The organism is Staphylococcus kloosii, from assembly GCF_032139365.1.
Taxonomy (GTDB): Bacteria; Bacillota; Bacilli; order Staphylococcales; family Staphylococcaceae; genus Staphylococcus; species Staphylococcus kloosii_A.
On record NZ_JAVTDB010000070.1, the window covers coordinates 46,155 to 59,987 of the forward strand.

Genomic DNA, 13,833 nt, shown 5'->3' on the forward strand with positions numbered 1-13,833 from the left:
AGAGATTATAATGACTAATTTAAAAGACAAATTAATTGGTACTTGGAAACTTATTAAATATCAAGATGAAGATGAACAAGGTAATATTTTCTATCCATTAGGCGAAGATGCGACGGGCTTTATAATGTATAACCCCGATGGCTATATGTCTGCACAGCTAATGCAACAAGGACGTCCGGCTTATACTTCTGGAGACATCCACACAGGCACTACAGAAGAAATGGCAAAGGCAGCTCATGGTTATTTAGCTTATTCAGGAAGATTTGAATTAGATGAAGAAAATGCTACCGTATATCACACAATGGACGTAAGTATGAATCCAACATGGTTAGGTGATACACAACCTCGCTTATTCAAACTCGAAGGTGATACTTTAAGTATTGTTAATGGAAATGTTCCTAACCAAAAACTTGTCTGGCAACGCGTTTAATCAATAAACTCACTAAGGAAATGATTAATTTCATTTCCTTTTTTATTGTCTTCATAAAATAAATCCGCGTATATATTAAACATATTAACTTTAATATAGTTCTTCTTTAAATATTGAAAGAAGTAATGGCATGTTTGAATTCAGAAATGCTAAAATAGCTGATTTAAACCAAATATTAGCAATTGAAAACGCAGGTTTTACAACAGCTGAAGCAGCTACTAAGCATACACACATTGATAGAATATATAATATTAATGACACTTTTATTGTGGCATTAGATAAGGAAAAAGTTGCCGGTTATATTAATGGGCCAGTCATTAGTAAAATGTATATTACGGATGACTTATTCGAAACTATTCAACCTAATCCATTTGAAGGTGGTTATTTGCCTATATTAGGTGTCGTTGTCGCAAAAGAATATAGGGGTCGAGGTTTAGCTGATCAATTGTTGCAACGTTTTGAAAACCTAGCAAAAAACACGATAGAAATGGGATAACTTTAACATGTAGAGCTTCATTAATCTCATTTTATGAAGGGTATGATTATACAAATTATGGCATATCAAATTTAACCCATGGCGGCGTTGAATGGTATAACTTAATATAAGTGCTATAAAAAGCTTGATACATAAAACTCGTATTGTCATTTTGCTCTTCGCATAGCGTATCACTACTTTTTAGCGTGTTGTTTATTCTTGCCTTGAGAATGTCGTTGCCAGAGTAAACCAACATTACAGATGATAAGAGTCACGTTACTCTTATATTAAATTGCTACATAATAATCTCTTCCTTATACATTAAATATCGTTATGTAAAATATAACAAACTTTCAAATTAAATATAGCCCACTCATAAAAACAACTTCGTCATAACTCCACTAGCGGTGAAATTTTTAATATAAAAACTGACTTAAATTTTGAAAAAATTAAAAAATAATTGCTATTTAGTAAATTTTAGAAAGTTTTTATTTTCTATTATGTAGTAAAATTAAACCAATAGAGAGAATAGATACAATTTGCGTTACACTAGATAATACGTAAATTGTTTGCAACATCAAAAAATCATGAAATGAGGTGAAGCTTGAACACAACGTATTATATATGAATCTCTAATACTAATAAGTAATATGCCCTTTTGATAATACTTAAATTGCTTTTTTTATCATTCTATGAAATATAATACCCTCTACACCAACCCCTTATTTCTCCTTTTTTAGTCCAATAGTATTATCGTTTCAAAACTTATACAATTACTTTTTAGTTAAATAATGCGTAGTGTTACTACAAAAAATAGCCCCTCAAGCTTTTGCTCGAGGGGTTTTATTATTCAAAATTATTTCGTTTCATCTGGAAATATATGCGATTAGGTTTTCTAAGATATTATCAATACATTAATACTCTTTTTTTTCAAAATATTTTTTAGTAAAGCGATAAAAATAGAGTGCAATTAAACATGAAAATACTCCAGAAATAGTATATACATATTGTATTTTAATAACTTCAGTTATAGCTCCAACCATTAATATTGATAATAAAAATGCCAATTGCACAAATGCGTTTTTCAAACCAGTTATTTTAATCATGTCTTTGTGGCTAATCATATTAATTAAATAGCTTTCCTGCACTATTTCTTTAATTAGTAAAATTGGTCCTATGAAAATAACTAGAACTATAGCGAAGATGCTGAGTGAATTAATCGAATAAATAATTAATAAAATTCCATATAAAGCTATAAAATAAATGATTATCCTTACTGGTTTATTTTGAAATATGTTATTAAATTTCATTACAATAAACGCACCTAAAATTGTGCCTAAATAATAACTTGCATTAATATATCCCCACCATTCAATATTTTGATGTAAGTGGTTTTGTACAAATTTCAAAGTAATTGAACCAATCCATATCGAACCTATTAAAACTTCTAAACACTCTATTATGATTAAATTTTTGATTAGCGGTTTGCTGTTTAATAAACTAAATAAATCTTTAATGTTGCCTATTGATCCTTTATTCACGCTTTCTTCTTTTACATTATCCATTTTTATCTTGATTACTGATATAAAAGCCATAATCAATAATACTACAGATATCAACAATAACTTATTATTTCCAATTAAAGAGATAATCCAAGCGCCTAATACCCATCCAGAAAAGAGTAATATTTGATCAATACTATTTAAGATCGAGAGGCCTTTAGACATATCTTGTTCTTCTAATGTTTCTTTTAATATCTTTGATTTCATTGGCGTAAAAGTACCATTTGCAAATGACAAAATAAATATAATAAAGTATATAATAATAATATACTCTTCAATATTGGTTAAAAGATATAATACTACCATGCTAATGAGTTGTATACCCATGCTATATATCAATAAATTTTTACGTTTAATTTTTTCTGTTATGTTTCCTATCCATAATCCGGATAACACTTTAGCCCCAACGCTAACAAACGTAACTAAACTTGAATAAAACACAGAATTAGTGACATCATAGACATAGTACGTTAATGCCATAGTGTAAAATGAAAAAGCTAAATTTGTAGACAATACTGCCATCAATAAAAATATAAAGTTAGTCTTTAATTTCATCAGTATATCGCCTTATTATTTATAACATTATTATTTTCTTTCCTAAGTAAAGGCAACGGTATTTCTTTAACACACCTAAACCCCATTTCATCATGCCTACAGAATGGTATATCTTTGCCTCTAAATGATGGATACATTTGTTCTGGATGAGAATAAAATGACCCTCCTTTTAACACTCCAAATTGATTGAATTTTTCATGATTATGGGTAAAGGATGGATAAAACATTCTTTTAGAGAAGTAATCACTTTTAGTCCACTCCCAGTTCCCACCTAACATGTTATTTACTCCATAACTAGATTGATTCCTAATAATATTAACATTTTCAGATAGTAGTGATTCTTTGTTGAATAGTTCCAATAAACCATTATGCCATTCAGTTATAGATTCCGGTTTTTTACCTAACAACGTGCCTGAATATAAAACTTTCTTTTCATCAAATTGTTTTCCCCAAGGCCATTTTGTAATAGCATTGCCTTTTGCTGCTTTTTCCCATTGAAATTCCGAAGGTAATGACTTGCCTTTCCATTTTGAATATGCATAAGCATCATAATAATCTATACCTGACACAGGATGCTGATCTTTATAGCGCTCATCATAATATGTATTTCTTCTATGATTTTTATTTTTTGGTTCATTGGGGTGACAAAATATGTGCCCGTACGTTTCAATAAAATCAGAAAATTCATCATACTCAGCATTTGAAACTGGATTTTTATCTATAAAATATGATGGTAACCACACCTTTTCTTTTGGTGTATTATCAGACCATGAAAATTCTTTTTCAATTATTTCATCTTCATTTATACCATAATTAAAAAAGCCTTCTTCTATATAAATCATATTTTCTTCATTTAATGACTTAAATTTTTCTTTTAATCCTCTTGATATATTAATTTTTTCTTTGTATTTATTTTCTAATTTCAACTTCTTATCATAATATGCTTTTTTAAAATATAATTCTTCTTCACTTTGGCAATTATAAATTTTCAAAAGATTGCTTACTACTACTTGGGCACCTAATCCCACAGGTTTTCTTGGATTATTTCTCTCAGTAATATCTCCAACTATATTAGATAGATAAGGTATAGATAACTCCAATCGTTCTTCTCCACACACTTCCATGGCTTTAAAAGAAACTATATCATCAGGATCATGAGTTAAATGCACAATTGTTTCTATAGCAGTAGAGTATGGAATCCACAATTTAATAAAATCTATCAAAACAGCTCTAATAAAGCTATTTTGAAAACTAATTGCTATTCCAAATAATTGTTCAGCAACTGCAAAATGTTTTATATTTTCAGATAAACCTAGTATTTCTTTAGCTTTCTTTCTAACTTCTAATTTATTGTTAAATTTAATGTTATTTAATATTTCCTCAACACTGATTAAATAATCCATATCTTCATTGTATTTCTTTAAGTTTTCACTTGATTTATATAACATATTAGAACCCCCTTAAAATGAAATAGTCAAAAGTTTTATAATAAAATCTATAAAACTTTTGACTATTTTTATTAATCCCATTTTCCACTAATACTTAATGATGGTTCAATTATAGTTTCTTTCCAATTTCGTTTTAATGATTTCATGATTGTTCCCCTCCTTTTTTTAGTATAACTTAAATTTAACACAACATTATATTTTTTTACAAATATTCTGAATATTATCAATCATATTTAAACTTTTACAATATTTATTTCGTTTCATCTGGAATAAAGACTGTGCTCTCGCTATCTTCAGGATAATAATAGCCATTTGGTATCGCCTGTAGTTCAATCAAACTACGCCATGGTGATTCCACATAAACGCTGCTACTGCCCTTACTATCTTCATATCTAGAGTTACCATGTTTTTCTGATAACAGCTTTGATATTGCATTTTCATCACCTTTAATTGCTTAATTTATGTCATCTGCAAATAGCGAAATAGGGGCATATGATAAATCTTCTAATTCCAATGGATCAGCTTGATTACTACTTTCCATTTCAAACATTCCTATATTGGAACCTTTACAAATCACAATTATGCACTGTTTAACAATTTTGTCACCTTTCTAGAGAACTAACTTTTTTCCACTTCTGCACCTTCTCTAATTTCATCATCATACTTAATACGTTCTTCACAACTTTAACACCAAATACTTTTTTGAAAAATTGTATCACTTTATAAATACTAGGTACTGTTAAATCAACATAATTAATACCTATTACGTTTCCAATAAGTATTATCCCTATCTTTAATCATTATATGATACCTTTTAAGAAACTGTGGATGCTTTGGGACTCTCTTAGCCATTATCAATATCTTAGTATTTTTTCTTTAAAATACTTTTTTAGCGAAAATGTTACGTGATACTTTCACTTTAAAATTCAAAATAATAGTTTATACGGGTAGCCTTGTACCACTACTTAATTAATGATATTTTGTCATTAACCAAATCCCTAAAATGATAGTAGTGTCGCTATGAATTTTGTAATTTACCCTTTGTTATTTGGAATAGCGCTAGCATTATATAAAACGCTGGACTTGTGGTATTCAAACAGCAAAACTAAAGCGCGAGCTAAAGATTGGAGATTTAGTCTACATTTAATATGGCTATTATTTATAGTTGGTTTGATTATGGGTTGTGTCTTCGTTTTATTATTTAAGTAATAACACTACGACAATCATAAACATAATTTGTCATTCAAACTAATGCTAAAACTATAAAAATAACCCCTTAGGGATGCCTAAGGGGTTTCATCATTTTATTCCCACTCAATAGTGCTTGGTGGCTTAGAAGTTATGTCATAGACTACGCGGTTGACGTGGTCTACTTCGTTAACGATACGGCTTGATATTTTTTGTAAGACTTCCCAGTCAATACGAGCAAAGTCACTTGTCATCCCATCGATAGACGTTACCGCACGAATACCTACTGTATGGTCATACGTACGGTAGTCCCCCATGACACCGACTGATTGAATGCCTGGTAAGACAGTAAAGTATTGCCATACTTCGCGTTCAAGACCTTCCTCACGGATCACTTGACGTAAGATTGCATCAGATTCTCTAACGATTTCTAATTTATCTTCAGTGATTTCACCTAATACACGAATACCAAGTCCCGGACCTGGGAATGGTTGTCTCCAAACTAAGTGTTCAGGGATACCTAACTCAATACCTAATGCACGTACTTCATCTTTAAATAACGTGTTGATTGGTTCGATAAGTTGGAATTCCATATCTTCAGGTAAGCCACCTACGTTATGGTGTGATTTAATCGTTTGGGCAGTTTTTGTACCTGATTCGATAACGTCAGTGTACAGTGTTCCTTGTGCTAGGAAGTCTACACCTTTTAATTTAGATGCTTCATCATCAAAAACATATACGAATTCGTTACCAATGATTTTACGTTTTTGTTCTGGATCTGAAACGCCCGCTAATTTGTTCATGAAACGTTCTTGTGCATCAACACGAATAATATTCATGTTAAAACCTTCACCAAATTGTTCCATAACCATGTCACCTTCACCTTTACGTAACAGGCCATGGTCAACAAAGATACATGTTAATTGATCACCAATTGCTTTATGTAGCAACACTGCAACTACTGATGAATCAACACCACCGCTCATTGCACATAAGACACGACGGTCGCCAACTTGTTCGCGGATCTTTTCTATTTCAATATCGATAAAGTTTTCCATTGACCATTCGCCAGTACATTCACATACGCGACGAATAAAGTTACGTAGTAAATCATTACCATATTCAGTATGACGTACTTCTGGATGGAATTGTACTCCGTATATTCGACGTGATTTATCTTCAATTGCTGCATAATTTGTACTTGGACTATCTGCTATTACCTCGAAACCGTCAGGAATTTCGATAACTTTATCAGAATGGCTCATCCAAACGTTTTGTTCTTCAGGTAAACCAAAGAATAATTCGTCAGTTTTAGCATTAATAATTGCTTTACCATATTCACGTTCATTGGCACGTTCAACTTTCCCGCCTAATAATTTCGTAGTCAGTTGCATACCATAGCAAATACCTAAAATTGGAATACCTAAATTGTAAATCTCTGGATCAATTGTAAATGAATTTTCTTCATATACTGAATTGGGTCCGCCAGATAAGATAATACCTTTAGGGTTCATTAATTTAATTTCTTCAATAGAAATTTCGTGATCGTGTAATTCACTATACACGCCCATTTCACGTATACGGCGTGTAATTAATTGATTGTATTGACTGCCGAAGTCTAAAACAAGAATTAACTCTTGCTCTTTAGCCATTTCCATAAGTGTTTATCTCCTTTGACTTAGAATGAGTAATTAGGTGACTCTTTTGTAATTTGAACGTCATGTGGGTGACTTTCTGCTAGTCCTGCAGGGCCCATACGTGTAAATTGAGCTTCTTCTCTTAACGCTTCTAAGTTTTTAGAACCAGTGTAACCCATACCTGATCTTACACCGCCCATTAATTGATATACAGTGTCTTGTAAAGCACCTTTAAAAGCAATACGTCCTTCTATACCTTCTGGCACGAATTTTTTAGGTGTTTTGTCTTGTTGGAAATAACGGTCATTTGAACCACTTTCCATTGCGCCTAATGAGCCCATGCCACGGTAAACTTTATATTGTCTACCTTGGAATATTTCAGTTTCTCCTGGGCTTTCTTCAGTACCTGCAAGTAAACTACCTAGCATCACTGCGTGACCACCAGCAGCTAACGCTTTAATAATATCGCCTGAGAATTTAATACCGCCATCTGCGATAATTGTTTTACCATGTTTACGTGCTTCTGTTGCACAATCATAAACAGCAGTGATTTGAGGCACACCTACCCCTGCTACAACACGTGTTGTACAAATTGAACCAGGTCCAATACCAACTTTCACGACATCAGCACCCGCTTCATATAAAGCTTTAGTAGCTGTTGCAGTAGCAACATTACCAGCGACTAATGTGACTTGTGGGAACTTCTCTTTAATATGGCGTACTTGCTCAATAACACCTTTTGAATGTCCGTGTGCTGTATCAATTACTAACGCATCCACGCCTGCTTCCACTAATTTTTCTGCACGAATATCAGTATCTTTAGCAATACCAATTGCTGCACCAACTAATAATCTACCATGTTCATCTTTAGCTGAATAAGGGAATTCTGATACTTTTTCGATATCTTTAATAGTGATGAGCCCTTTTAATTTGCCGTCTTCAACTAATGGTAATTTTTCGATTTTGTGTTGTTGTAATAGATCTTCTGCTTCATCTAGTGTAGTACCTACAGGTGCAGTAACTAAATTTTCTTTCGTCATAACATCAGAAATTTTAATTGAAAAGTCTTCGATAAAACGTAAATCACGGTTTGTAATGATCCCTACAAATTGCTTTTCTTCCTCATTATTTACGATTGGTACACCTGAAATGCGATATTTACCCATAAGCGCTTCTGCTTCGAACACACTTTCTGATGGAGTTAAGTAAAATGGATCAGTAATGACTCCATTTTCAGAACGTTTAACTTTTTGTACTTCATCAGCTTGATCTTCGATATTCATATTTTTATGAATAACACCAAGACCACCTTGTCTTGCCATTGCAATTGCCATTTTCGATTCTGTTACAGTATCCATACCTGCAGAGATGACAGGAATGTTTAATTTAATTTTATCTGACAATTGAACACTTAAATCTACCTCTTTAGGTAAAATATCTGACTCTGCCGGTAATAGTAATACATCATCAAAAGTTAAAGATTCTTTTTCAAACTTATTTTCCCACATTATTAAACAGCCTCCATTTTGTTTATAGTTATTTTCATAACTTATGTTTTTTGTTGGTTCTTAATGCCATTAAAGAAGAAATTCAGAATAATCGCAGATAATGCGCCGAGTACGATACCATTTTGTACTAACCAAGCAAATTGACTACCAAGTGCCTTAAAAGCATGAGGAACAGCACTAATGCCCGTACCTAGTCCAACTGAAACGGCGATTATCAACAAATTATTTTGATTTTTAAAATTGATATTACCTAATATACTAACACCATATGCCATAACCATGCCAAACATTGCTATCATCGCGCCACCTAAAACAGGTAACGGAATCATATTAGCCATTGCACCTAGTTTTGGAATACATCCACAAATTATTAATAAAATAACCATACCGTAAATAACTTTATTTTTCTTAGCGCCTGATAAGGATACTAAACCCACATTTTGTGAATAGGCTGTATATGGGAATGAATTGAAAATTGCGCCTAAAACAATAGCTATCCCTTCAGCTGTGTATCCTTTACGAAAATCTTTACGTGTTAATTGTTTACCTGTAATTTCACTCAATGCATGATAAACGCCCGTAGACTCTATTAAACTAACTAGCGCCACAATAAAAAAGACAATGGTAGCACCTAAATCAAAACTGAGTCCAGAAAATCTAAACGGTTGTGGTAATGCAAACCAATGCGCTTCACCTACTTGTTTAACGTCAACTATACCGATAAACGAGGCAAGCACCGTTCCAACGACTAAACCAATGAGAATGGCAATTGATTTTAAAAAACCTTCAGTAAATCGTTGTACAATCAAGATAACGACTAACGTAACAATGCCCAAAAGAATATTCTTACCATCGCCGTAATCTTTAGCACCTTCTCCACCTGCTAAATAATTCATTGCAACAGGCATAAGATTAATACCTATAATAGTCACTACGCTCCCAGTTACAACCGGAGGGAAGAATCTTACTAAATAGGAGAAAAACGGTGCAATGATGATTACTAAAACACCTGATAGTAATAGCGAACCATATAGAACGCTAATACCTTTTGTTTGGCCAATTAATATCATCGGTGCTACTGCTGTAAAAGTACAACCTAACACGATAGGTAAGCCTGTCCCTGTACCTTTCCATACTTGTAACAATGTAGCGATACCACACATAAAAATATCAACGGTCACTAAAAACGCAATTTGCTCGGATGAAAAATGCAAACTTGTACCTACAATGATTGGAACAAGTATCGCACCCGCATACATAGCAAGTAAATGTTGAACACTTAAAATAAAGGTCTTCATACTTCCTCGCTTACTGTTTCATCGGTGAATGTGACATTGTTACCTTTAAGCGATGCGACCTTACATAATGAAGATACTGTTAACCCTACATCTTCCAATCGTTTCCTACCTTGTTGGAAACTCTTTTCGACTACAATGCCAATACCAACTGTCGTCGCCTGAGCTTGTTGAACAATTTCGTTAAGTCCTAAAGAAGCATCACCATTTGCTAAAAAGTCATCAATGATGAGTACGCGGTCATCTGCTGATAAAAATTCATCTGAAACGATGACGGTACTCGTTTTATTTTTAGTGAATGAATGTATTTCAGCCTGATATACATCTTTTGTTAATGTGCTTGGTTTCGCTTTTTTGGCGAATAAGCAAGGTACATTAAAACGTAGTGCAGCCATAATTGCAGGCGCAATACCTGACGCCTCAATAGTTAACACCTTCGTAATTCCTTCATTTTTAAATTGGTCATGAAAAGTATTACCAATTTCATACATAAGTTGCGCATCAATTTGATGATTTAGGAAACCGTCTACCTTTAAAATCTTTTCATCAATGACCACACCATCTTCTTTAACTCTTTGTTCCAACAAATTCACTCGAAAAAACCTCCTCGTAATGTGTACAAAAAAGACCCTAAACTAATGAAGTTTCAGGATCTATGAGTGAACATGCAATACAAAAACGTGACCAATGACCAAGATAATCAGCTGTATGCTCCTAAATATTAATTACCTTTCCCGCTAGCAAATCAATAAGTAGGATGGTAGGAAACCAAACCACTTCCATTCGGTTATGCATGATTAAAATATAGTTATTGTATGTATTGTCTTGTTACTCATAGTCATGTCGTTTGCGGCAACACGGTAGAAACTTCTAAAGCCATATTCTTTAGATTATATGAGCTAGTTAAATTATTATACGATAATACCAAATTTTCATATTCCTTTCAATATACACTTTATATAAAATGTATGCTAATTGACTGTTTAATTTACAGTTGTAAGCGGTTAATTATAGAGTATAATAACATTTGTAAGTTATAGAGATTCGTTTTATAATTTAATTAAATCGTTTCACACTAAGCACAATTGGGTAAAGAATGAGTAATCGAAAGAAGTTAATTGGAGGGTACAACCATGGCTGAATTTAAAGTTATAAATGGTACAGATGAATTATATGAAGCAATTAAACAAAAAAGAGCAGAAGGGTATCATGATTACGAATTATCTGTAATTAGCAAGAAAAAATTACACTTAGATGATTTACATGACTCTGAAATTAATTTAACAGCAACTACAGGTGGTATAAGTGACATGGCAGCTAAATTACTTACTGGTGAAGATACTGAAGCTGCTGTACTTGCACATTACAGTATGCCTGAGGATGAAGAGGAACATTATAAAAATGAACTTCATGAAGGTAAATATATTTTAGTCATCTCAAAAGATGAATCTTCACATGATGAAGTACAAAATTACAATGCTGCATATGCCACTGAAGGCGAAATGGAAAATCAAAATAGCATTGTTGGTAACCATTATTCTGAACAATCAGAAGGGCCAAAGTCTTAATGCTAAATAGGTTTTGTAGAGTATTAGTTTAACAACTAATACTCTTTTTTTAGTCATTTATAAAGCTTTCTACCACAGTTGATCATTACGCCATATTCATCTGTATGCTACAATAAGCACAAATAATCTACAGTACGGAGGTTTGAAGATGGAATTTAAAATAGTTAAAACCGTGCAAGATCCTTTATTCGAAGAAGCTTTAAATTTATATGACGGTAAGCTAGACGTCTCTCTTAAAGAGGGAGAAAAGATTTTCCGTCAGTCACTAGAAAATAAATATACTAAACATGATTACATTTTCCTTGTCGGTATTGATAACGATTCAATCGTCAGTATTGCTACAGCACATTATGAAGCTACTACAAACTCAGCTTTTTTAATTTACTTGTTAGCCGAAAACAACGGTAATCGAGACATAACAATTAGACTTACGCTCGAAGAAATGGAAAAGGAACTAAACAAACTATCTAACCAATTGCACGCTCATGACGTTAATTTCATCATGCTCGAAGTAGATCAAGAAATAGAAGAAGCTGAGTCAGAAGACAATGAAAAAACAATAGTACTAAATAAAAGACGTCGCTTATTAATGGAGTATGGATTTGAGCAACAAAATGATATCGACTATATAGCGCCAAGACAACCTATCAAAAATAATTTTGAAGAGCAGTCAATGGACTTGTTTATTAAATCTAACATTGAATTAACAAAAGACATCTATGGTACGAGTATCAAATCAAATTATATATTAAAGTATGTGTTTGCTAACAAAATTTCACGTCATATCATTTATCCTATGTTAGAACAGATGGATTTACGTAAGCATTCTTAAAGTACAGCAATACTTGAAATCATTATAAAAACGGGGTAAAATAACATAGAAGTAAGACTGACGTTTCACTGACCGAAGACAAACGTCCCTATACATAATTTTATTTTTAGAAAGGATTTATTTCTATGTTAACGAAAGAATTCGCCCAACGTGTAGAACTTAGTGAAAAACAAGTACGTAAAATAGTTCAGCATTTAGAAGAACGTGGATACCAACTCAGCAAGACAGAATATCGAGGTAGAGAAGCTACAGACTTTAAAGAAGAAGATATCGAGTTATTCCAAGATATCGCCGAGAAAGTCAGACAAACAAATAGTTACGATTTAGCTTTCGATGAATTAGAACAAGAAAAAGATTTTCTACAAGTATTAGTCAAAGATGATAGTAGCAACCTACCTACCGACCAAAATGTTAGTCAAGTCGTAGAAGAATTACGTAGTGAGATTCAACAAATTCGTGAAGAACGTCATATGTTAGGCCAAATGATTAGCCAAGTACACAATCAACAAAACGAATTGCGCGAATTACAAAATCAAATTACTGCTAAGCTCGATACAAATACTGAAGCGTTAAAAACGATCCAATCTTCTACTGATGAAATAAAAACGACTCAAGCAGAAATTCACAAAACACAGTCCGAACAAGCTGCCCTAATTCAATCAAGTGTCGCTAATGATACAGAGCGTTCTAAAGTACAACCTAATCAAAGTTTAGAGCAAGTTCAAGCCACTGAAGACAGTGCAACAACAAATAAAGATAAACAAGAAGTACCACAAGAGAACAAAGCTACTATAGATACGAATAAACAGAGCGAAACGAAATCTACTGAAGAGGAATTCACACAAGTTGATTCACACTCAACAGAAACGAAGACTTCAACTGATGGAGATGCTCCTAATGCAGAAGCGCAAGAAGCTACAACTGATAGCAGTAAAACAAACGACCAAGAAATTACACAAACCGCTTCAACGGAAGCTACTTCTCAACCAAATGAAAGTAGTGAAAATGATCAGTCAGCATTATCTTCTGATGCAACAAATGACAATGGATATTCAGCAACTTCACAATCATCACCATTAACTAAAGAAACATCTTCTTCAGAGAAAAAAGGGTTCTTTGCACGTTTATTTAATTTATAAGTTTATTATGAACAGTCACAACATGATTAATTGTTGTGGCTGTTTTAATGTTGTGTCATATAATTCCGACAGCTCATTTATACCTTCCTTGCCCCCTACTTATATTTTCTATTTTTAGACATCAAACAATTATAATTGTCAGAATATATAATCTTTTAATATTATAAATATTTATTAAGCAATCCTCTTGAATATA

Annotated in this window: 10 protein-coding genes, 1 pseudogene and 1 riboswitch; of the genes and pseudogenes, 5 read left to right on the forward strand and 6 right to left on the reverse strand. The window is 32.7% G+C overall.

From position 1 onward, the window contains the following. Positions 1-10: 10 nt before the first annotated feature. Positions 11-430, forward strand: coding sequence for a lipocalin-like domain-containing protein (locus RPL90_RS09280; RefSeq protein WP_313548089.1), 420 nt, complete (start codon positions 11-13; stop codon positions 428-430). A 130-nt stretch (positions 431-560) separates the two neighbouring features. Further along, positions 561-1,036: pseudogene (locus RPL90_RS09285) on the forward strand (GNAT family N-acetyltransferase). Positions 1,037-1,819: 783 nt separating this feature from the next. Here RPL90_RS09285 and RPL90_RS09290 read toward each other — a convergent pair. From RPL90_RS09290 to xpt, 6 genes are all read right to left on the reverse strand, one after another. Further along, positions 1,820-3,022, reverse strand: a complete 1,203-nt coding sequence (locus RPL90_RS09290; protein ID WP_313548091.1) for an MFS transporter — start codon at positions 3,020-3,022, stop codon at positions 1,820-1,822. Then, a complete protein-coding gene (locus RPL90_RS09295; RefSeq protein WP_313548093.1) occupies positions 3,022-4,470 on the reverse strand; it encodes an SUMF1/EgtB/PvdO family nonheme iron enzyme in 1,449 nt (482 codons plus the stop codon). Before RPL90_RS09295 ends, RPL90_RS09290 begins: the two co-directional genes overlap by 1 nt. A 1,304-nt stretch (positions 4,471-5,774) precedes the next feature. Then, a complete protein-coding gene (gene guaA / locus RPL90_RS09300; protein WP_313548096.1) occupies positions 5,775-7,316 on the reverse strand; it encodes a glutamine-hydrolyzing GMP synthase in 1,542 nt (513 codons plus the stop codon). Positions 7,317-7,336: 20 nt separating this feature from the next. After that, the gene (gene guaB, locus RPL90_RS09305; RefSeq protein WP_313548099.1) at positions 7,337-8,803 is read right to left on the reverse strand and encodes an IMP dehydrogenase; all 1,467 of its coding nucleotides are present in this window, start codon (positions 8,801-8,803) and stop codon (positions 7,337-7,339) included. A 41-nt stretch (positions 8,804-8,844) separates the two neighbouring features. Further along, positions 8,845-10,101: a xanthine permease PbuX gene (gene pbuX, locus RPL90_RS09310; RefSeq protein WP_313548102.1), complete on the reverse strand. Its 1,257-nt coding sequence runs from the start codon at positions 10,099-10,101 to the stop codon at positions 8,845-8,847. Then, positions 10,098-10,691 (reverse strand): xanthine phosphoribosyltransferase, encoded by a 594-nt coding sequence (xpt, locus tag RPL90_RS09315; protein ID WP_313548105.1) that lies wholly within the window; start codon positions 10,689-10,691, stop codon positions 10,098-10,100. The genes pbuX and xpt overlap by 4 nt, the downstream gene beginning before the upstream one ends. 222 nt (positions 10,692-10,913) lie before the next feature. Then, positions 10,914-11,016: riboswitch (purine riboswitch) on the reverse strand. Between the two features lie 215 nt (positions 11,017-11,231). Here xpt and RPL90_RS09320 point away from each other — a divergent pair. The 3 genes from RPL90_RS09320 to RPL90_RS09330 all read left to right on the forward strand — a co-directional run bounded on the left by RPL90_RS09320 (position 11,232) and on the right by RPL90_RS09330 (position 13,637). After that, complete coding sequence (locus tag RPL90_RS09320) at positions 11,232-11,666, forward strand: general stress protein (RefSeq protein WP_313548107.1); 435 nt, start codon at positions 11,232-11,234, stop codon at positions 11,664-11,666. A 148-nt stretch (positions 11,667-11,814) separates the two neighbouring features. Continuing rightward, on the forward strand, positions 11,815-12,498 hold the full coding sequence (locus tag RPL90_RS09325; RefSeq protein WP_313548109.1) for a hypothetical protein: 684 nt from the start codon (positions 11,815-11,817) through the stop codon (positions 12,496-12,498). A gap of 125 nt (positions 12,499-12,623) precedes the next feature. Next, positions 12,624-13,637, forward strand: a complete 1,014-nt coding sequence (locus RPL90_RS09330) for a hypothetical protein (RefSeq protein WP_313548111.1) — start codon at positions 12,624-12,626, stop codon at positions 13,635-13,637. The last annotated feature ends 196 nt before the right edge of the window (positions 13,638-13,833 follow it).

Coding starts and splice junctions, on each gene's coding strand:
- RPL90_RS09280 (WP_313548089.1), top strand. CDS start 11: ATGACTAATTTAAAAGACAAATTAATTGGTACTTGGAAACTTATTAAA.
- RPL90_RS09290 (WP_313548091.1), bottom strand. CDS start 3,022: ATGAAATTAAAGACTAACTTTATATTTTTATTGATGGCAGTATTGTCT.
- RPL90_RS09295 (WP_313548093.1), bottom strand. CDS start 4,470: ATGTTATATAAATCAAGTGAAAACTTAAAGAAATACAATGAAGATATG.
- guaA (WP_313548096.1), bottom strand. CDS start 7,316: ATGGAAATGGCTAAAGAGCAAGAGTTAATTCTTGTTTTAGACTTCGGC.
- guaB (WP_313548099.1), bottom strand. CDS start 8,803: ATGTGGGAAAATAAGTTTGAAAAAGAATCTTTAACTTTTGATGATGTA.
- pbuX (WP_313548102.1), bottom strand. CDS start 10,101: ATGAAGACCTTTATTTTAAGTGTTCAACATTTACTTGCTATGTATGCG.
- RPL90_RS09320 (WP_313548107.1), top strand. CDS start 11,232: ATGGCTGAATTTAAAGTTATAAATGGTACAGATGAATTATATGAAGCA.
- RPL90_RS09325 (WP_313548109.1), top strand. CDS start 11,815: ATGGAATTTAAAATAGTTAAAACCGTGCAAGATCCTTTATTCGAAGAA.
- RPL90_RS09330 (WP_313548111.1), top strand. CDS start 12,624: ATGTTAACGAAAGAATTCGCCCAACGTGTAGAACTTAGTGAAAAACAA.